Genomic DNA, 19,050 nt, shown 5'->3' with positions numbered 1-19,050 from the left:
AGGTCTGCGAAACCCGTAGCATGCAGCGTGTGTCGGCCTCCAGAAGAACGGGCCGATCTGAGGAAACACCGGAGGGATCATGAAACCTGTGCGCCTTGCTGCAACAGCGACGCTGTCTGCACTCTGGCTGACGGCATGCGGAAACCCGTCTGAGGACGGTACCAATGTCCAAGCCCCCACCCCGCCTGAAGCAGGCACAGAAGCATCGCTTACGGGCGCTGCCAGTGTCGATGAAGCGCGTCTTGCAAATGCGGCCAATACGCCTGCTGAGTGGCTGACCTATAATGGCAGCTATGACGAGCAGCGCCACTCCGGGCTGACCGGCATCACCGAGGAAAACATCAGTGAGCTTGCCCCCGCCTGGACCTATGGTCTTCAGACAGGACGCGGCATCGAGTCCACACCGATCGTCGTCGACGGCGTCATGTACCTCACCTCTTCGTGGTCGGTGGTTTACGCCCTCGACCCGGTCACGGGTGACGAGCTCTGGGTATACGATCCAGAGGTCGACAAAGCGGTCGGCGTAAAGGCCTGCTGCGATGTCGTGAACCGCGGCGTCGCCGTCTATGACGGCAAGGTTTATGTCGGTGTCATTGATGGCCGCCTTGAGGCGCTCGACGCCGAAACAGGCGAGGTCGAATGGAGCAAGGTCACCGTCGACCAGTCGAAGCCCTACACGATCACCGGGGCCCCGCGCATCGTCAAAGGCAATGTACTGATCGGCAATGGCGGCGCAGAACTTGGCGTTCGCGGCTATCTGTCAGCCTATGACGCAGAAACGGGCGATCTGGACTGGCGTTTCTACACCGTCCCGAACCCCAACAAGGAGCCGGACGGCGCCGCCTCTGACGCAATCTTCGCAGAACTCGCGAACGAGACATGGGGCGATGATGGCGCCTGGGTCACCGATGGCGGCGGTGGTACTGTCTGGGACTCGATCGTCTATGACGAGGTCAACAACCAGATCATCTTCGGCGTCGGCAACGGGTCGCCTTGGAATGCCGACATTCGCGACCCCAGCAGTGATGGCGACAACCTTTTTGTTTCCTCCATCGTCGCAGTGAACGCCGATACCGGTGAATATAACTGGCACTATCAGACCACCCCGCGCGACAATTGGGACTATACGGCGACCCAGCACATCATGCTGGCTGAGCTTCCGCTCGGTGAGAATGGTGAGACCCGCCGCGTCGCGATGCAGGCGCCAAAGAACGGCTTTTTCTATGTCGTGGATGCGGCAACGGGGGAGCTCATCTCCGGTGAGCCTTACGCAACCATCAACTGGGCCGAAGGCCTCGATGAGGACGGCCGTCCGATCGAAAACCCTGAAGCGCGCAATAATGATCCGGCCACCTATAGCGGCTTCGTTCAGGTGCCTGCGCCCTATGGCGCCCATAACTGGCATCCGATGGCGATGAATCCGGACCTTGGCCTTGTCTACATTCCGGCAATGGAGCTGGGTCAGGCCTACATTACTGATCCGCGCTTCAATTCGAAACCATCCAAATGGAATACCGGCATGGACTTCTCCGCCGGCATGCCGCTGCGCTATCCCGAAGGTACTGTGCAGGCACTGCGCGCGGCCGCGAAAGGCACACTTGTGGCCTGGGACCCTGTGGCACAGGAAGCGCGCTGGACAGTTGAGCATGAAGCCGGCTGGAATGGCGGCCTCCTGTCAACCGCAAGCGGGATTGTGTTCCAGGGCAAGCTCGACGGTAGCTTCATTGCCTATGATGCAGCAACTGGCGAAGAGCTTTGGAGCGACCAGCTTAACTCCGGCGCACTGTCAGGCCCGATGACCTACGAGGTCGATGGCGAACAATATGTGACCATCACAACCGGCTGGGGTCATGCCTATGGTCTGGCCGCCGGGATGCTGTTCAAGGACACCGTCCCACCGGCCTTGGGCAAGGTCATCACCTTCAAGCTTGGCGGGGAGGCTGAAATACCGCCGCTCGATACCGACCTTATTGTCGAACCGACCCCAAAGAGTGAAGCTTTCGGCGACGAGGAAATGCTTGAAGCAGGCCTCATCCATTACTCACGTAATTGCGGCGTCTGCCACGGTCTTCTGGGCATCAGCTCCGGCGTGCTGCCGGACCTTCGCTGGTCGACCTATACCGCAAGCGCCGATGCCTGGAATAACGTCGTGATGAACGGCGCTCTTGCCAGCAATGGCATGGTTGCCTTCGATGACGTTCTCACCCCTGAGGACTCAGAGGCCATCCGCGCCTATGTCGTCACGCAGGCGCACATGAACCGCGGCGATGGTGATGGCGGCCCAGCTGCCCCAACCGGCGCAGGCCCAGAGCCGTCCGATGAAGCCATCGGCCCCGGCATGGAGTCCGACGTCGAGCCTGAAATGGAAACAGGTGAGCAGTAGGCCGCAGCGCTAATCGCTTTCACTGAGAGCGCGAAAACCATAAACTCCCCGGCACACCCGCCGGGGAGTTTTTTAATGCACATTCTGCTGGGACTGATTGGTCTCATTACCCTGCTCGCGCTCTGGTATCATCGCATCCGCATGATCTCGAGCGCCGCGCGAGGCACATACAGGGCGGCAAAGGGTGTTGCAGATCGCAGCCGCAAGCGGAGCGAGGCCACAGCCGGAAAATCGGCGCTCGGCGGGGTTTCAGACCCAAGACAGGCCGCGGTCATCATGATGATGCAGGTCGCCCGCACGCGCGGCGCGTCGTCAGACCGCCAGGACACCACCATTCGCGAAGAAATAAAGGCGCACTTTGGTGCGACAGATGCTGATGCCGAGGACCTGATCGCAAATGCCGGATGGGCAGCCCGCCGCAGCCCGCCGCCACGCAACGTCATGGAGCAAATGAGCGACGTCGTTCTTAAATCCCCCGGCATAGGGCCCAAGGAAGTCGACGATCTTTGCGCCATGCTGGAAAACGTTGCCGTCGCGGATGGCAAAGCCTCAACGGCAGAACGTGACCTCATCCAGGTATGGCGGCGCAAGGCGGGCCTGAACTGATACGCTTGGCAGAGGCCCGCGGCTCGCTGTACAACTCGGCGCCATGAGCGATGCCTATGAAAAACGTGTCCGCAAGGACAATTGGGGAAACTTCTCCATCCTGCGCCACCGCGCTTTTGACGGCGTTCTGGTCACGTCAAAGAATTCCGGCACTCACTGGGTAAAGTACATGTTCGCCGTCGCGCTCGCCGACACATATGGCGTGGCCCGACCAGAATACTTCTCCGAGAACGCGGTTCGGCCCTATATCGGCTGGCCTAAGGACAAGCCGACCTTTCCTGAGCTGCCACGCCTCGCTTTCAGCCATACCATCCCGCACAGGCTCGCCGACTGGACCTGGGCACGCGGGATTGCGGGCCTGCCGCCCTATGTCCTCTTTGTCCGCCACCCTATGGCCATCCTCGCCAGCCACCACGCCAAGTGGAACCATGAGCTCGGCGTCGACTGGCTCGACTATCTGCGCGGCGATCCGTCAGGCTCGGTCTACCGCTGCGACCTCTACTGGCTTGCACGCTTCTGGAACCGGTGGGGCGACATCCTCGACAAAGCCGGCGACCGTATCTACCGCGTCCACTATGAGGATACACGGGCCAATCCGCGCGCCATTCTTGGCGGCATGGCCGCGCACTGGCAGATCGCGCTTACCTCGAAAGCACTGGACGGCGCCCTGAAAGCGGGCACCAAGGACGCCATGGCTAAAAAGGTCGACCCGGAAGGCGAAGCCAACGTGCTGCAGTTCCGCAAGACCCCGCTCGCCGAGCAGTTTTCAGGTGAAGCGATGGATATTTACCGCGAGCGAGTCGATTCGCTGTTCCGTCACGACCTCGGCTACGACCTTATGACCCCGCCCAAGCCCTGATCTAGTCAGGCTTGCCGCCGCCAAGCAGCCAGTTGAAGGGGCGGATCTCTACCGTCTCAAAAAGACCTGCCTTGGCATAAGGGTCCTCTGCCGCCCATGCCTTCGCATCGGCGAGGCTGTCGAACTCGACCACGAATGTTGAGCCTGCAAACGTTTCTCCATCATCGCCGAACACAGGCCCGGCCATCAGGACCTTGTCTGCGTGGGCTTTTGCCCAATCGAGGTGGGCTGGGCGGTTCTCCATCCGAACCTCGAGTGCGCCAGCCTTGTCGCGGGCATTGATCAGGAATTGCGCCATTCTTCAGCTACCTTCGTCTGTGAACGGCCTGTTTAGTAGCGCCGTTATCGCTTCATCTACATTCTTCTGGCCGTCCAGGACCTCGTGCACCGCCTGACAGATCGGCATGGCGACGCCTTCGCGGGCGGCAATTTCGATCAGGGCTGGCGCCGTTGCGACGCCCTCGGTCACGGAATTGCGTTCGGCGAGAATATCTTCTGCCTTCCGGCCTTCACCGAGCGCCTTGCCGAAACTCATATTGCGCGACTGCGTCGATGAGCATGTGAGGACCAGATCGCCAAGACCGCAAAGGCCCGCCAATGTCTTGGGCTGCGCGCCCATGGCGACAGCAAGCCGCGTCATCTCTGCAAACCCTCGCGAAATGAGCGCGGCATGTGCCGATTTCCCCAGCTCAAGTCCCTCGACAATGCCGCACGCAATGGCCAGAACGTTTTTGACTGCCCCGCCAACTTCCGCGCCGATGAGATCATTCGACCAGTACGGCCGGAAAGTGCTGCGCCCGATCGCCTGCATGAGCGCAACGCCCATTTCCCTGTCTGCGCAGGCAAGCGTCACCGCCGTTGGAAGGCCCCGCGCCACATCGGCGGCAAAGCTCGGACCCGACAGGACCGCCGGGGTCGCTTGCGGCAATGTCTCATGCACCACATCCGTCATCAGGCTAAGCGACGTCTTCTCTATCCCCTTGGAACAGAGCAGGATCGGCACACCGGGCGAAAGATGCTGGGAGAGTGTCTGAAACGTGCTGCGCGCATGTTGCGCAGGCACGACCGCCAGGATCGCCTCACACCCGGCCAGCACGCTCATATCCGTTGAAGACTTCATGGCAGGAAGATCGATGCCGGGAAGGAAGACCGGATTGCCCTCGCCCGCGCTCAGCGCTTCAGCGACATCCGCCTCAAGCGCCCAGATACGCACATCCCGCCCGGCTTTGGCTGCGGTCGCTGCCAGCGCAGTGCCCCATGCACCGGCCCCCAATATTCCTATGGTCTGCATTTGGCGTCATCCTGACTGAAGAAGCTTCTGAAGAATTTATTGATCATTCAGAGGATTTCCGTATCCTCGGCCCATGAATGATAAATCCAAGACCCGCGAGCAAATCCTGGATGCGGCCATGAACCGTATCAAACACTACGGATATGGCAAAACAACCATGTCGGAAATCGCAGGCGATTGCGATATGTCGGCTGGCAATATCTACCGCTTCTTTGCCTCGAAGCTGGATATTGCCGAGGCGATGGCCCGCCAGTTCAATGCCGAGCTTTATCAGACCTATTCGGAGATCGCGCGCGGTAACGGCCCGCCGGCACAGCGGCTCCGGCAGGTCTTTCACCACAATCTCGGCCAGACATTCGACGCGATAGAGCGGGAAGCCAAAATCCTCGAAGTTGCAGAAGTGCTTGGCGAGGAACGGCCGCTCTTCATGAATGAGGGGCTCGCACAGGAACGCATATATCTCTGCACAATACTGGAGGACGGCGTCGAACGCGGTGACTTCGCGCCCATCACAGACTGCAATTATACCGCAGAGATGATCCAGTCGGCGCTGATGAAGTACCGCTTTCCGCAACTCTTCTCACGCCTCACCCTGCCCAAGCTGCGGCGGGAACTGAACGGCGTTCTCGACATTATCGAGGCGGCCCTTGCAAGGGGTATCAACAAGACGGCCGAAACTGAACACTGAATAATTTTCATTTCGTTCATTGATTATTTTATGGACTAGTGCCATATCCTTCTTACCGGTGCAGACAAGCTCGCCTGTCCGGAATGCAGAAGGACTAAAAATAATGAGCGTTTCCTCCTCCGAGACCCGTCAGGGCATCTTCGCAATGCTGGTCAGCCTGCCAATGGCTGCCGGCCTTTCCATATTCGCCCTATTCGGCGCTGGCCTGATCACCTGATCGATCTGGTAAGACCAAAACAGAAAGCCCCGCCAGCGTGATGCCAGCGGGGCTTTCTTTTTGTGCTTTCGGCAATTGTGCCGGCGGCTATTCGACGGTCACCGACTTGGCAAGATTACGGGGCTGGTCGACATCCGTGCCCTTCTCGACGGCCACATGATAGGCCAGCAGCTGGATCGGAATCGAATAGAGAATCGGCGCAATAAACGGGTCGCAGTCTGGCAGTTCGATCCGGCTGGCCGGCGTATCACCAGCGGCCCTGACACCTGCCGCGTCTGAGATCAGCATCACCTCGCCCCGACGGGCGGCCACTTCCTGGAGGTTGGACAGCGACTTGTCGAACAGTCCGTCAAATGGCGCCACGAAGATGACGGGCGTCTGCTCATCGATGAGCGCAATCGGGCCGTGCTTGAGCTCGCCCGACGCATAGCCTTCAGCGTGAATATAGCTCACTTCCTTCAGCTTGAGCGCGCCCTCGAGCGCGATCGGATAGTGCACACCGCGGCCGAGATAGATGACATCGCGCGCCTTCGCGATATCGCGCGCAAGCTCTGCGATCCGGTCATCGAGCTGCAGCGTCGTCGATATGAGGCGCGGCAATTCTGTCAGGGCGCGCACAAGACGGATTTCCGCGTCCCGCGACAGTTTCTCGCGGGCACGCCCCGCTGAAATGGCCACAGCCGCAAGGGCCGATAGCTGCGCGGTAAACGCCTTGGTCGACGCAACACCAATTTCGGGGCCAGCAAGCGTCGGCAGGACAAGGTCGGCTTCCCGGGCAATCGTCGAGGTCGGCACATTGACCACGGCGGCGGTCTTCATGCCCCGCTCTTTACAATAGCGCAGCGCTGCCAGCGTATCTGCTGTCTCACCGGACTGGCTGACGAACAGCGCAAGCCCGCCTTTTGCGGGCAAGGCTGGCTCGCGATAGCGGAACTCCGAGGCGATATCGGTCTTCACCGGCAGGCCCGCGCATTGCTCGAACCAGTATTCAGCCACGCGGGTGGCATAGTGCGCTGTGCCACACGCGATCATGTAGAGACTCGTCACCTCCGACCAGTCAATCTCGCTGCCACCCTCACCGGGGAGCTCGATCGTCTGGCGCAAAATGTTTGTATAAGCGCCGATCGTGCGGCCGGTGGAATCGGGCTGTTCGAAGATTTCCTTCTGCATGAAGTGGCGATAATTGCCCTTCTCGGCAGCGGCCCCTGCGCCCTGGACGATGCTGATCGACCGCTCGACCGGCTTGTCCTTTCGGTCAAAGATCTCGTAGCCATCATGGCGAAGGACGCAGACATCGCCCTCATCAAGATAGATGACGCGGTTCGTGAACGGTGCGACGGCAAGCGCGTCTGAACCGAGAAACATCTCGTCATCACCCACACCGATCGCCAGCGGAGAGCCCTTGCGGGCGCCGACAAGAAGGTCCGGACGTCCTTCGAACAGAAGCGCCAGCGCAAACGCGCCCTCAAGACGTGCGACCGCCGCCTTAACGGCCTCGACCTCACCTAGTCCCTTCTGAATGTTCGAAGCAATCAGATGGGCAATCGTTTCGGTATCGGTTTCGGTATCGAAGCGATGGCCCTTTGCTTCCAGCTCCTGGCGAAGCTCACGAAAATTTTCGATGATCCCGTTGTGAACCACGGCCACGGGCCCAGACACATGTGGGTGCGCATTGCCCACCGTGGGGGAGCCATGCGTCGCCCAGCGTGTGTGGCCAATGCCCTGATTTCCGGTGATCGGATTTGCCGACACAGCCTCGTCGAGATTGTTGAGCTTACCTGGCGCACGCCTGCGGTCCAGCTTGCCATCGGCATCCAGCGTCGCGATGCCAGCACTGTCATAACCGCGATATTCGAGCCGCCGCAGCGCATCGATCAGCCTTGGCGCTGCCGGTTCCTGCCCGAGAATACCGATAATCCCACACATGCTCGTTCGCCCCTTGTCGCTGGTCTGCTTCGTCTAGAAAACACGAAGGCCTTACGTCATTGCAAATACCGTGTCGTTTTGTGACAGCCCCTGCGCGCACGATTGCCCACATGGCCAGTGAATGGGCTGATCCTGCTAATGTTCCTGTCAGTTAAGGGATTTGTCGCTCGGTCGCTGTATAGAGATGCAGTCGCCCGTACACGCTTGGCACGGGCAGTGAATATGTGCCATGCGCTTGGCAAGCTTCGGAGGTGTCAGATGACGCGTAAGTATTTTGGGACAGACGGTATTCGCGGCACGGCGAACACCCCGCCAATGACACCCGAGATCGCCATGCGCCTCGGCATGGCCGCCGGCAAGTATTTCCGGCGCGGCGGCACGCGGCGTCATTCTGTTGTGATCGGCAAGGATACGCGCCTCTCGGGTTACATGATCGAACCGGCGCTGGTTGCTGGCTTCACTTCAGTGGGCATGGACGTGACCCTTTTCGGCCCGCTCCCGACGCCAGGCGTCGCGATGATGACCCGGTCCCTGCGCGCCGATCTCGGCGTGATGATTTCGGCAAGCCACAACGCATTTGAGGATAACGGCCTCAAACTCTTCGGACCTGATGGCTACAAGCTCTCAGACGATATCGAGCTTGAGATCGAAAGCCGGATGGACCGCGCACTTGATGACAAGCTGGCCGCCCCGTCCGCCCTTGGCCGCACCCGCCGGGTCGATGATGCGCAGGCCCGTTATATCGAGATCGTGAAGGCCACGTTCCCGCGGGGCATGCGGCTCTCCGGTCTTCGCGTCTGCATAGATTGCGCGAACGGCGCCGCTTACAAGGTCGCCCCCACCGCCCTTTATGAGCTTGGCGCAGAGGTTTTCCCAATCGGCGTTACGCCCGATGGCTTCAACATCAACCAGGATGTCGGCAGCACCAGCACGCAGTCTCTGCGGGACGCGGTGCGCAAATACCGCGCAGATATCGGCATTGCCCTCGACGGCGACGCCGACCGCTGCATTCTCATCGATGAGAAGGGCGAGGAAATCGACGGCGATCAGCTGATCGGTCTCATCGCGGGGGACTGGAAACGCCGCGGCCTGCTTTCGCGCGATGGCGTTGTCACCACCGTCATGTCCAATCTCGGACTTGAGAAATATCTCAAATCGCAAGGCCTGAAACTTGAGCGCACCAAGGTCGGCGACCGTTATGTCGTCGAGAAGATGCGCGAAGGCGGGTTCAATCTTGGCGGAGAGCAGTCAGGTCACATCGTTGTTTCGGACCATGTCACCACAGGCGACGGTATGATAGCTGCGCTGCAGGCGCTGGCCGTCATGATTGAAACCGGCAAGCCCCTCTCTGAACTCGCCTATGTCTTCGACCCGGTCCCGCAAAAGCTCGTCAACGTCCGTTACCGGTCGGATGCCCCGCTGGAAGACGAAGGCGTGAAGGCTGCCATCAGCGCGGCAGAAACTCGGCTCGGCAGTGCGGGCAGACTCGTTATCCGCAAGTCGGGCACTGAGCCCCTTATCCGCGTCATGGCGGAGGCAGAGGACGCCGCCGCCATGGAGGCTGCAGTCAACGAAGTCGCCGACGCCGTTCGCGCGGCAGGATAGTTTCCGAAAGGGCAACTAGCCTCAGACTTGCAGGATTTCCGTCAGATTGTCCCAACACGGGAAAGAGGCTGGCATGGAAAATCCTTCGAAACTCGTTGCGCTGACGTCTGGCGGGCCACACGCATGGATCATGATCAACGCCCTGCGCGAACGCTTTGGCGACATCCCGGTCATTCGCGAACAGGGCGAGCCGCAATCGGTTCTCTGGCGCCGCAGACGCAAGATGCTTGGCGCGCTCAAGGTCGCCAGCATGCAGGCCGCCCGCATACCGATCAAGCTCACCAGCAAGGGCAGCCAGGACACAATCGCCCGGCTGATCGCCCGCGAAAAACTGGAGCCGGAGCCCCGCTCGGATACCAGGATTATCGACGTGCCTTCGGTCAATTCGGACGAATGCCGCGCAGCCCTCCATGCTATTCAGCCAAAGGCGATCTTTGTCGTCTCCACACGCATGATCTCGAACACAACGCTGCGAAGCACGCACGCGCCCTTCATCAACTATCATTCCGGGATCAACCCGGCCTATCGCGGCATGTTCGGGGGGTACTTCGCCCTCGCTAATGGGGAACCAGAGCACTTCGGTGCCACGGTGCATCTCGTCGATGAGGGCGTGGACACCGGCGAGATTCTCTACCAGTCGCGTCTTCGCACAGAGCCAGACGACAATTTTCACACCTATCTCTGGCGCATGGCCGCCGGAAGCCGGGGGATTGTCATTCAGGCGATGGAAGATGCGCTGAAAGGACAGCTCCGTCCTCAGCGCGTCAATCTCCCATCGCGCCAATGGTTTGCGCCAACCTTTGGCGGCTATCTCTGGAACGGTTTTAGCCGCGGCGTCTGGTAAGGCTCGCCTTCATTCGATCCATGCGTCTACGGACTGGACCGCAAGGTCTGCGCCCAAGCCGAGTGCAGTCGCCCAGGCATCGAGACGTTCGCTCAGGATTTGCCTGAACGGCTGATCGGGCATCGCATGCCTTACAAGGAAGGGTATGTCCTCGCCAGCCGATGGCTGGCAGTCGCCCTGCCCGTAGCGCCCATCCCAAAGCCCGGAATGCCAACCTGCCCTCATTTCTCCAGGATCTCGGCCGATCGACAAGACGCAACCACGCCGTTGCAGCCAGGCCCCACCCAGCGTGACGCGGCTCTGCGGTCCGCCTGACTGAATTTCGAGACCAAGTGCATCCAGCGAGGCTGAGGCCGCCCCGTGACTTGTACCGGACGCTGTTTGCAACAGGATATCGAGAAACCGGTTGAACACAGTTCTTGAGACCGGCGTCTCATCCAGACTGACTTCGATCAGGCCGCTTTCATCGTCGTGGGCGCGGGTTTGAAGCAGTTTGGCGAGCATCCAGTCTTCCAGCGCTCGGAGGCGCATCGCATCCCCTGCAACCCTTTGAAGACGCGCTCCATCGAGCTGCGCTGCGAGCGCGCGCACGCGCACCCTTTCATAAGCTTCCGAGACATTGCTGGGGTCCCTGACCCAGTCTCGGCCCGCCGACTCAAGTCGGGTCATCAACACGTCTCGCGGCCACGCGATCAGGGGCCGCCCGATTTGTACACCGCGCCCCTCCGGCCAGATTGGCGACACCGACACAGGCTGCGGCCCAACCGCCCCCGCGAGACGCGTCGGCCGCGAGAGCCGCATGAACAGCGTTTCGATGACATCGCTTTGCGTATGACCCAGCAAAATGCGCTGCGACCCAGCGGCTCGCGCTGCATCGGCCAGCAGCGAGTGACGCGCCCGACGAGCTGCGTTCTGTCCGTGTTTATCGGGCTTCCATCGCAGTATTTCGGCGCGGTGCCCAAGCTCGCGCGCCTGAGCCGCAACCCACTCTGCTTCCGCCCCCGCCTCTGCGCGCAAACCATGATCGACGGTGAGAACCATGAGCTTCCGGCCGGAGGATCTCGCCCACGAACCCGCAAGATCGAGAAGGTTGAGGCTATCGCTACCGCCGGACACGGCGACGCAGACAGGGCCGGTCGACCCCGCTGTCATCGTATCGATGAACTGGTGGCTAAGGGCTTCTAGGCGCTGCAACCTGCACGCGTGCGCTCAAGCGCCGCCAGGTTCCGGGTCACACCCGACGCGTTGGGATATTGTTGCGGCAGCACGTCCAGCGCCTCGCAGGCCCGGTCAGTATCGCCGACAAGCCGCATGGAGCGCGCCAGTTTGACCAACGCGTCAGGCGCGCGGGCATCGTCTGGATACTCCCGGATCATCTCAAGATAAGCCTCGCCGGACTCGCCATAAGCTTCCTGCTGGAAGAGGGTTTCGGCGAGCCAGTATTGCGCTTCACCTGCCTGCGGATCGTCGGAGAAGCGCTGGAGGAATGCCCGGAAAGCCTCTTCAGCGCCGGCATAGTCGAACTTCAGGAGGCGTGATTTGGCTGCCGCGAAAAGCGGCCCAGCCTCACCTGGCAATTCACTGGCCCGAAGCGTCCCGAGCGAACCTTGATAGTTCGGGTTTGCGGTGCCGGACGCGGACTGGGCTTCATCACCCTCATCCTCTTGCTCATTCCGCTGAGCCGTCTGACGCGTTGGCGCAGGCTCGGCGCGGCGCGCGTCTGATGACTGCTCGTCGCGGTCGCTCGCGCTTGTCCCCACACCACCCATGTCGCCAGATGAAAGACGTGCGACATCTTCCTGCAGGCCTGTGATCTGCTGCTGCATGCGTTCATTCTGCTGTGTGAGCGACCGGAGCGTCTCGCCAATGCGCTGGTCATCCGCCTGCATGCGCGCAGACTCGTCGCGCGACTGGGACAGCAGGAATTCAAGCGTTTCGATCTCGCCGTTGAGACGTCCGATCTCGTCCTGCAGGCGGCTCATGTCGAGGCTCATTGTGGCCATACGCTGGCGAACATCATTCACCGTCGAGGCAAGGTCACCGCTCGTTGCACCGCGGGTTATCGGGGCACGCTGTGACTGGGCTTGCGCCCCCGCCGTGAAAAGGCAAAGCGCCGCGAGAATGGGTACCAGACGGATCATGAGAGGACGTCTCCAGAACAGGACTAATTATTGAGCATATAGATAAGAAAAAAGCCGGGGCCAAATTATGACACCCGGCTTCATTCGTTTGCAAAACCGCAGCTTGGCTTAGCTGCTGGCGCCGCCCATGATCTGGGTGAAGGCGTTACGGTTCATCGCCCAGGCTGCTTCATTGGACTCAGGTGCGATCGGACGCTCCTTGCCGTAGGACACAGTGTCGATGCGTGATGGGGACACGCCGAGGTTCACCAGATAGTCACGGACAACCGACGCGCGGCGCTCGCCGAGGGCAAGGTTGTACTCACGCGTGCCGCGCTCGTCGGCATTGCCTGCAACCATGATACGGACGTTCGGATAGTTCTGAAGCCAGGCGGCCTGACGCTGCAGGACGGACTGGTCGTCGCCATCAAGACGGTACTGGTCGAGGTCGAAGTAGACACGGTCGCCGACATTCACCTGGAAATCTTCCAGCGAACCGGCGCTTGGGCCGGAATCGATGACGCGGGTTGGCTGCTCGATATCGGACTCGCGAACTGGCTGGCTAGGCGCATTGTTCGTGTCGGAAACCTGAGGCGCCGTGTTGACCGGCTCTGGCTTGGAGGCGCATGCAGCGGCACCAAGGACCAGGGCGATAGTAGCTGTAGTAAGTACAAGACGACGCATGGGTTACTCCTTCGTAAGGTCGTTCGCGCGACCCTTATTGCTCGATTTTGTCAACTTCGTGGCCTGTCGATGGTTCCACGAAATATATTCGGAAAATGGAGGGCAGGCGTCTGCCTGCCCTTTAAGGTCTAGTTCAGAAGCGGCGACCATGCAGGGTCGGAGGCCTGCGTTGGTGTCGGGATCTGGCGAAGGTTGCGGCCGGTCAGATCGACAGACCAGAGCTGCGGACCGGCGCCCGGTGCACGTTCGCGGAAGAAGGTGATGACGCGCCCGTTTGGCGACCATTCCGGACCCTCGTCCAGATAGGCTTCGGTCAGCACCCGCTCACCCTCGCCATCGGTGCCGATCACACCGATGGAGAAGCGGCCGCGTGACTGCTTCGTGAACGCGATGAGATCGCCGCGCGGGCTCCAGACGGGTGTCGAATAGCGGCCCGATCCGAAGGTGATCCGGCAAGCCGTATCACGCCCGCCCGACGGACAGGTCAGCGGCGACCCGTCGGTGTTCATGATGTAAAGCTGAGGGCTGCCACCACGGTCTGAGTTAAAGACAATCTGCCTTCCGTCCGGCGACATGGACGGCGAGGTATCGATCGCCGGATGGTCGGTCAGGCGACGTGTGCTCTGCGTGACAAGATCGCGGATGTAGATGTCGGAGTTACCACCGGACGCCTGTGTCAGAAGCACTGCCTGCCCGTCGCGTGAGAAGCGCGGCGCGAACGTCATGCTCTGGAAATTGCCAAGCACTTCCTGGCGCCCGCTCTGAATGTCGAACAGATACACCCTTGGCCGGTTGTTCTCATAAGACATGTAGGTGATCTGCTGGTTCGACGGCGAGAAGCGCGGCGTCAGGACGGTGAACGTCCCGGAGGTCAGGTATTTCACGTTCGCGCCGTCTGAATCCATGATGGCGAGACGCTTGGTCCGGTCATCCTTGGGACCGGTTTCGGCGACATAGACGATCCGCGAGTCGAAATACGGGTCCTCACCGGTGAGGCGTGCATAGACAGTATCGGCGATCTTGTGCGCGATACGCCGCCAGTCTTCGGGCTTCGCAGTGAAACGCCGGCCAGCCTGGCCTTCAAGGCGCATGACTTCCTCGCCATAGACGTCCCAGAGACGAACGGACGCGCGGATGAATTCCACGCCTTCGATTGTCACGCGGTCAACTTCACCAACGACCAGGGCATCGGTCTGGATGATCTTCCAGTCGGCAAAACGCGGCTGCGAATTGATCGACAGGTCGCGCTGGATGAAGGCGCTTTCCGGGGTGATCGAGAAAAGCCCGGTCGACAGCAGGTCGTTCTGGATCACCGATGTGATGTCGGTCGCCAGTTGCCTGTCGGCCCCGTCCGCTTCGAAGACCGGAATGGCAATCGGTGTGGGTTTCAGCGTGCCTTCGGAAATGTTCACGGTCACCTGCGCCGTGGCGGCAGGTATGACCGCAATGAAAGCGGCAAATAGATAGGCGGCAATTGATCTGATCATCTGGCTGATTGCCCTTTCTTGTCGTTTAGTCGCCCGTAAAAGCCGGGCCGAGATTGATGGTGGCTTCCTTCCAGAGATCGTAATCATCCCTTGGAAGCCGGTAAGGCTGACATTTCTGCACGGCGCGCTGTGCACGTTCGATCGCAAGCTGCATGGCCCGGTCACCAATCGGCGCACGCGATGGCCGGATAAGATCCAGGTCCCGCACATTGCCCTCAGCATCCAGGCGCGCCCGCATACTGACATTCAACCGATCTGGCTCTGGCTGATCGCTCACCCCATCCCAGCAAGGGTAAATCTGATTGTAAAGCAGCTGCTCGATCCGCACAGTGTTGGCCGTGCGTTCGCCCGCGCCGGATCGGGTCTCACGAGGCGCGGCCTCTTCTTCGCGAGGCGGCGGTGTCTCGCGCGGTGCTTCACGGGTCTCGCGGCGCGTTTCACGCTCACTCTGGAAAGTTGATTCCGCTGAATTAAGCAGATTATCCAACGCGCTTGAATCGCGCTTCGGATTCGGCGTCGCCGGGCGCTCTTCTTTCGGTGTCTCGGGCGGCGCCTCCTCCTCTTCCTCAGCGTCGGCATCGAAATTGGGCAGGATGTCGTCTTCCTGTTCCGGTGGCGGCGCTTCTTGGGCCGTCTCTACATCGTCGACAGGAATGTCGCGCTCATCCGGCACGTCCTCGATGGGGACGTCTTCGTCCTCTTCAGGCTCGGGCTCTGGTTCTGGCTCCGGGTCATCTTCTTCGTCGGGCTCTTCCGGCGCAGTTACGGGCGCGACATTGGTCATCTCGCCAACATCAACCAGTTCGACAGGTACGATGACAAATTCATCCTCTGTGGCCGTCGTGGCAACATACGGCCAGACGATATAGCCCGCACCGATGACCGCCGCGTGCAAAAGGATGGATGCCGGAAGGCCGCGGATCATGGACTAGCGCTGCTCCTCGGCCTTCGGGTCCGTGACAAGCGCGATATTGCGATAACCGGCCCGCTGCATCCGCGTCATGACATTCATCACCTGGCCGTAATTCACGCCCTCATCAGCGCGCAGGAAGATGCGTTCTTCATAGCCCTCGCCGGCAATCGCATAGAGCGTCGAGACGAGCTCCTCAGGATTGACCCGGGTTTCCTGGATATAGATGGTGCCGCTTGAATCGAGCGACACTGAAAGCGGCTGCGTCTGCGGCGCACGCAGATTTTCCGCTGACGCCTTGGGCAGTGAAACTTCCACGCCTGTGGTCAGAAGCGGCGCCGTGATCATGAACACGATCAGTAGCACCAGCATCACATCGACCAGCGGCGTGACGTTGATCTCCGCCGCCAATGCACGGCGGCCGCGGCCCCGTCCAGGCGGTCCAGAAGCAAATCCACCAGCCATCGCCTAAGCCCCCAGGTCCGACGCGCGGCGCGACAGACGCACCAGGAGGTCCTGCGAGAAGGTATCGAGCTGATCGGCCAGTCTGTTCACGTCGCCGGTGAACTTGTTGTAAAAGATGACCGCAGGAATAGCTGCGACAAGGCCGAGCCCGGTCGCGAACAGCGCTTCTGCGATAGGGCCAGCCACATTGGTCAGGCTGGTGTCCTGCTTTTCGGCGATGTTGAGGAAGGCGTTCATGATGCCCCACACCGTGCCGAAGAGGCCGATAAAGGGCGACGCGGACCCGATCGTCGCCAGGACGCCAAGGCCCTGGCTCACCCGGCCGACTTCCCTGTCGACGCCAGCTCGAAGGGAGCGTTCGGCCCGGTTGATCATCATCATGTGATCCCCGGACTCTGGTGCGCGGCGCGCATCTGTCCACTCACGTGAGATAGACGCATAGATGCGGGACGCCGCATCGCTGCCCGATGGCGGTCCGCGGCGGTCGAGATCATCGGCCCGGCCGGCCCAGAAGGCGTCTTCGAAGGCTTTCGCACGCTTGCGGGCGCGAGAAACGGTAAATGACTTCTCGACGATCACGGCCCAGGACCAGAGACTGGCGATCAACAGGACGATCAGCACAAGCTTCACGACCAGGTCGGCTTCCATCAGAAGACCGAGAAGAGAGAATCCTGCATCGGACACAATCGGTGCGGGGACGTCGCTTTCCATGAAATTCCTCATTTTACTGGCTGAACCGTCAGCCTTTGCGGGCGGCCTTTTTTGAGGACGCACGAGTTACAGGTCCCCTATCCTACGGAAATCAGGCGGAAACTTGACGCGATGCACAATGATTTCAGCGCAAGGCCGTCTGCACAGGCCATAGGCGGTGCTAGATCAGGCCCGCAGAGGGTCAGGGCTTGAAGATATATGGGGTGAGCCGTGCGACGACATCCGGGATAGGGCGGCGCGGACGCCCATCGGCGTGGATCATCACCGCTGTCACGACCGCTTCGGCAATCACATCGCCGTCGCGAAGCGCCGTCTGCTCGAAGAGAACCTTAGCGCCTCTGACGCCCGTATATCGCGAGCGGATCAGCAAGGCATCGTCGATCCTCGCCGCGCGCTTATAGTCGACATTCACATTCGTCAGCGTGAAAACCGCAGGCTCGGGCAGGGCCAGAAGCGACTGATGCGAGACGCCCGCATCTCGCAGAAACTCAGACCGCCCGCGCTCGAAAAAGCGCAGATAGTTGGCGTGGTAGACCATGCCGGTAAAATCGGTGTCTTCATAATAGACGCGCACCGGCAGCCAGTGCTGCATGGCCGCATCGAATGGAGACTTCGGCCCGCTCATCAGATCAATGCCTGAAGTGGCGCATGCCGGTGAACACCATGGCAAGACCGGCCTCATCAGCGGCCTTGATAACGTCTTCGTCGCGGATCGATCCGCCTGGCTGGATGACCGCTGTCGCGCCGGCCTCAGCCGCTTTCAGCAAGCCATCGGCAAACGGGAAAAAGGCGTCCGACGCCGCGACGCAGCCCTTGGTCTTCAGCGTGTCCCATCCGGCGGTCTCAGCGGCGTCTTCTGCCTTGCGCGCGGCAATTCGCGCAGAATCAATACGGCTCATCTGGCCTGCGCCAATGCCGACTGTCGCGCCATCCTTCACATAAACGATGGTGTTCGACTTCACATGTTTGGCGACGCGCCAGGCAAACAGCATGTCGTCCAGCTCGGCCTCTGTCGGTTCGCGGTCTGTCACGACACGCAAATCATCCCGGCCAACGCGGCCGAAGTCGCGGTCCTGTACAAGCAGGCCGCCCGCGACCGTCTTGACGATACGACCACGCGATTGAGGGTCAGGCACACCATTGGTCAGCAGAAGGCGCAAATTCTTCTTCTTTTCGAACACGGCGAGGGCGCCTTCATCTGCCCCGGGCGCAATCACCACTTCTGTAAAGATCTTTGTGATCTCGCTTGCCGTTTCTTCATCGAGCAACCGGTTCAGCGCTACGATACCGCCAAACGCAGAGGTGCAGTCGCATTCAAGCGCCGCGCGATACGCCTTCAGCGGGCTCTCGCCCATCGCGACGCCGCACGGATTGGCATGCTTGATGATCGCGACGGCGGGTCGTTCCTCGCCAAGCTCGCCGATAAGCTCGAACGCCGCGTCAGTGTCGTTGATATTGTTGTAGGAAAGTTCCTTGCCCTGCACCTGCCGTGCATTGGCAACGCCGGGCCGTTTTGCGCCTGTTGTATAGAAGGCGGCTGACTGGTGCGGGTTCTCACCATAGCGCAGCGTCTGCGCCAGCTTGCCGCCAAACCCGGCCCAGTCCGGCGCGGTATCCTGAAGCTGTTCGGCATACCAGCCGGAAATCGCCGCATCATAGGCGGCCGTGCGCGCATAGGTCTTTGCCGCAAGGCGCCGGCTCAGCTCAGTGCTCACCTCACCCTCATTGGCATCCATCTCGGCCAGAACGCCTGCTACATCGCCTGCATCCGTACAGACCGCAACCGACTGACCATTCTTGGCCGCAGCCCGCAGCATGGCGGGGCCGCCAATATCGATGTTCTCGACACAGGTGTCGAAATCGGCGTTCGAGGCGACGGTCGCTTCGAACGGGTACAGGTTGATATAGACCAGATCGATCGCCTCGATCCCGTGTTGCTCTGCATCCTTGCGATGGCTCTCCAGGTCGCGGCGATAGAGAAGCCCGCCATGCACAGCCGGGTGAAGCGTTTTCACCCGCCCATCCATCATTTCAGGAAAACCGGTGAGGTCAGCCACATCGACAACATCGAGGCCTGCCTCTTTCAGGGCGCGCGCGGTCCCGCCAGTCGACACCAGCTCGACACCATGGGAGGCAAGTCTCTGACCATGTTCAACAAGGCCTTCCTTGTCCGAAACAGAGAGCAGGGCGCGGCGAACCTTGAAACGCTCAGACATGCGATCTTGCGACTTTCATTCATCTGGGAACAGGGCGC

At 60.7% G+C, this 19,050-nt stretch carries 18 protein-coding genes; 6 read left to right on the top strand and 12 right to left on the bottom strand.

All coding sequences use genetic code 11. The annotated features are described in order from the left end of the window. The first annotated feature begins 79 nt into the window (after positions 1–79). From F550_RS0112845 to F550_RS0112835, 3 genes are all read left to right on the top strand, one after another. A complete protein-coding gene (locus F550_RS0112845; RefSeq protein ID WP_018148974.1) occupies positions 80–2,383 on the top strand; it encodes a PQQ-dependent dehydrogenase, methanol/ethanol family in 2,304 nt (767 codons plus the stop codon). A 75-nt stretch (positions 2,384–2,458) separates the two neighbouring features. Continuing rightward, positions 2,459–2,989 (top strand): TerB family tellurite resistance protein, encoded by a 531-nt coding sequence (locus tag F550_RS0112840; protein ID WP_018148973.1) that lies wholly within the window; start codon positions 2,459–2,461, stop codon positions 2,987–2,989. 43 nt (positions 2,990–3,032) lie between these two features. Then, positions 3,033–3,848: a hypothetical protein gene (locus tag F550_RS0112835; protein WP_018148972.1), complete on the top strand. Its 816-nt coding sequence runs from the start codon at positions 3,033–3,035 to the stop codon at positions 3,846–3,848. A gap of 1 nt (position 3,849) precedes the next feature. Here F550_RS0112835 and F550_RS0112830 read toward each other — a convergent pair whose 3' ends face one another. Then, positions 3,850–4,146 carry a YciI family protein gene (locus F550_RS0112830; protein ID WP_018148971.1) on the bottom strand — a complete coding sequence of 99 codons (297 nt, stop codon included), beginning with the start codon at positions 4,144–4,146 and terminating at the stop codon, positions 3,850–3,852. 3 nt (positions 4,147–4,149) lie between these two features. Next, the gene (locus F550_RS0112825) at positions 4,150–5,139 is read right to left on the bottom strand and encodes an NAD(P)H-dependent glycerol-3-phosphate dehydrogenase (RefSeq protein ID WP_040500543.1); all 990 of its coding nucleotides are present in this window, start codon (positions 5,137–5,139) and stop codon (positions 4,150–4,152) included. 73 nt (positions 5,140–5,212) lie between these two features. Here F550_RS0112825 and F550_RS18680 point away from each other — a divergent pair, with 73 nt between their 5' ends. Further along, positions 5,213–5,827 carry a TetR/AcrR family transcriptional regulator gene (locus F550_RS18680; protein WP_018148969.1) on the top strand — a complete coding sequence of 205 codons (615 nt, stop codon included), beginning with the start codon at positions 5,213–5,215 and terminating at the stop codon, positions 5,825–5,827. 304 nt (positions 5,828–6,131) lie between these two features. Here the strand turns inward: F550_RS18680 and glmS are convergent, their stop codons facing one another. Next, positions 6,132–7,970 carry a glutamine--fructose-6-phosphate transaminase (isomerizing) gene (glmS, locus tag F550_RS0112810; protein ID WP_018148967.1) on the bottom strand — a complete coding sequence of 613 codons (1,839 nt, stop codon included), beginning with the start codon at positions 7,968–7,970 and terminating at the stop codon, positions 6,132–6,134. A gap of 258 nt (positions 7,971–8,228) precedes the next feature. Here glmS and glmM point away from each other — a divergent pair, with 258 nt between their 5' ends. Together glmM and F550_RS0112800 are read left to right on the top strand one after the other, a co-directional pair. Continuing rightward, a complete protein-coding gene (glmM, locus tag F550_RS0112805; RefSeq protein ID WP_018148966.1) occupies positions 8,229–9,575 on the top strand; it encodes a phosphoglucosamine mutase in 1,347 nt (448 codons plus the stop codon). Positions 9,576–9,648: 73 nt separating this feature from the next. Beyond that, complete coding sequence (locus F550_RS0112800; protein ID WP_018148965.1) at positions 9,649–10,419, top strand: formyl transferase; 771 nt, start codon at positions 9,649–9,651, stop codon at positions 10,417–10,419. Between the two features lie 9 nt (positions 10,420–10,428). Here the strand turns inward: F550_RS0112800 and tilS are convergent, their stop codons facing one another. From tilS to purH, 9 genes are all read right to left on the bottom strand, one after another. After that, a complete protein-coding gene (gene tilS / locus F550_RS18675) occupies positions 10,429–11,613 on the bottom strand; it encodes a tRNA lysidine(34) synthetase TilS (RefSeq protein ID WP_018148964.1) in 1,185 nt (394 codons plus the stop codon). Then, positions 11,601–12,560, bottom strand: a complete 960-nt coding sequence (ybgF, locus tag F550_RS18670) for a tol-pal system protein YbgF (protein ID WP_018148963.1) — start codon at positions 12,558–12,560, stop codon at positions 11,601–11,603. Before ybgF ends, tilS begins: the two co-directional genes overlap by 13 nt. Before the next feature lie 108 nt (positions 12,561–12,668). Next, on the bottom strand, positions 12,669–13,223 hold the full coding sequence (gene pal, locus F550_RS0112785; RefSeq protein ID WP_018148962.1) for a peptidoglycan-associated lipoprotein Pal: 555 nt from the start codon (positions 13,221–13,223) through the stop codon (positions 12,669–12,671). A 128-nt stretch (positions 13,224–13,351) separates the two neighbouring features. Then, on the bottom strand, positions 13,352–14,710 hold the full coding sequence (gene tolB, locus F550_RS0112780; protein ID WP_018148961.1) for a Tol-Pal system beta propeller repeat protein TolB: 1,359 nt from the start codon (positions 14,708–14,710) through the stop codon (positions 13,352–13,354). A gap of 25 nt (positions 14,711–14,735) precedes the next feature. Next, entirely contained in the window at positions 14,736–15,635 is a 900-nt protein-coding gene (locus tag F550_RS0112775) for a hypothetical protein (protein ID WP_018148960.1), read from the bottom strand. A 3-nt stretch (positions 15,636–15,638) separates the two neighbouring features. After that, on the bottom strand, positions 15,639–16,085 hold the full coding sequence (gene tolR / locus F550_RS0112770) for a protein TolR (protein WP_026180761.1): 447 nt from the start codon (positions 16,083–16,085) through the stop codon (positions 15,639–15,641). Positions 16,086–16,088: 3 nt separating this feature from the next. After that, positions 16,089–16,796, bottom strand: a complete 708-nt coding sequence (tolQ, locus tag F550_RS0112765; RefSeq protein WP_018148958.1) for a protein TolQ — start codon at positions 16,794–16,796, stop codon at positions 16,089–16,091. Positions 16,797–16,977: 181 nt separating this feature from the next. Further along, positions 16,978–17,421 (bottom strand): YbgC/FadM family acyl-CoA thioesterase, encoded by a 444-nt coding sequence (locus F550_RS0112760; RefSeq protein ID WP_018148957.1) that lies wholly within the window; start codon positions 17,419–17,421, stop codon positions 16,978–16,980. Positions 17,422–17,425: 4 nt separating this feature from the next. Further along, complete coding sequence (gene purH, locus F550_RS0112755) at positions 17,426–19,012, bottom strand: bifunctional phosphoribosylaminoimidazolecarboxamide formyltransferase/IMP cyclohydrolase (RefSeq protein ID WP_018148956.1); 1,587 nt, start codon at positions 19,010–19,012, stop codon at positions 17,426–17,428. Positions 19,013–19,050: the final 38 nt, after the last annotated feature.

This window comes from Henriciella marina DSM 19595 (assembly GCF_000376805.1).
Lineage (GTDB): Bacteria > Pseudomonadota > Alphaproteobacteria > Caulobacterales > Hyphomonadaceae > Henriciella > Henriciella marina.
The sequence above is the reverse complement of the archived record's forward strand: the minus strand, read 5'-3'. Positions and strand labels throughout refer to the sequence as shown.

What these genes read in the sequence shown, in the direction of transcription:
- F550_RS0112845 (WP_018148974.1), top strand. Translation starts at nt 80, where the DNA reads ATGAAACCTGTGCGCCTTGCTGCAACAGCGACGCTGTCTGCACTCTGG.
- F550_RS0112840 (WP_018148973.1), top strand. Translation starts at nt 2,459, where the DNA reads ATGCACATTCTGCTGGGACTGATTGGTCTCATTACCCTGCTCGCGCTC.
- F550_RS0112835 (WP_018148972.1), top strand. Translation starts at nt 3,033, where the DNA reads ATGAGCGATGCCTATGAAAAACGTGTCCGCAAGGACAATTGGGGAAAC.
- F550_RS0112830 (WP_018148971.1), bottom strand. Translation starts at nt 4,146, where the DNA reads ATGGCGCAATTCCTGATCAATGCCCGCGACAAGGCTGGCGCACTCGAG.
- F550_RS0112825 (WP_040500543.1), bottom strand. Translation starts at nt 5,139, where the DNA reads ATGCAGACCATAGGAATATTGGGGGCCGGTGCATGGGGCACTGCGCTG.
- F550_RS18680 (WP_018148969.1), top strand. Translation starts at nt 5,213, where the DNA reads ATGAATGATAAATCCAAGACCCGCGAGCAAATCCTGGATGCGGCCATG.
- glmS (WP_018148967.1), bottom strand. Translation starts at nt 7,970, where the DNA reads ATGTGTGGGATTATCGGTATTCTCGGGCAGGAACCGGCAGCGCCAAGG.
- glmM (WP_018148966.1), top strand. Translation starts at nt 8,229, where the DNA reads ATGACGCGTAAGTATTTTGGGACAGACGGTATTCGCGGCACGGCGAAC.
- F550_RS0112800 (WP_018148965.1), top strand. Translation starts at nt 9,649, where the DNA reads ATGGAAAATCCTTCGAAACTCGTTGCGCTGACGTCTGGCGGGCCACAC.
- ybgF (WP_018148963.1), bottom strand. Translation starts at nt 12,560, where the DNA reads ATGATCCGTCTGGTACCCATTCTCGCGGCGCTTTGCCTTTTCACGGCG.
- pal (WP_018148962.1), bottom strand. Translation starts at nt 13,223, where the DNA reads ATGCGTCGTCTTGTACTTACTACAGCTACTATCGCCCTGGTCCTTGGT.
- tolB (WP_018148961.1), bottom strand. Translation starts at nt 14,710, where the DNA reads ATGATCAGATCAATTGCCGCCTATCTATTTGCCGCTTTCATTGCGGTC.
- F550_RS0112775 (WP_018148960.1), bottom strand. Translation starts at nt 15,635, where the DNA reads ATGATCCGCGGCCTTCCGGCATCCATCCTTTTGCACGCGGCGGTCATC.
- tolR (WP_026180761.1), bottom strand. Translation starts at nt 16,085, where the DNA reads ATGGCTGGTGGATTTGCTTCTGGACCGCCTGGACGGGGCCGCGGCCGC.
- tolQ (WP_018148958.1), bottom strand. Translation starts at nt 16,796, where the DNA reads ATGGAAAGCGACGTCCCCGCACCGATTGTGTCCGATGCAGGATTCTCT.
- F550_RS0112760 (WP_018148957.1), bottom strand. Translation starts at nt 17,421, where the DNA reads ATGAGCGGGCCGAAGTCTCCATTCGATGCGGCCATGCAGCACTGGCTG.
- purH (WP_018148956.1), bottom strand. Translation starts at nt 19,012, where the DNA reads ATGTCTGAGCGTTTCAAGGTTCGCCGCGCCCTGCTCTCTGTTTCGGAC.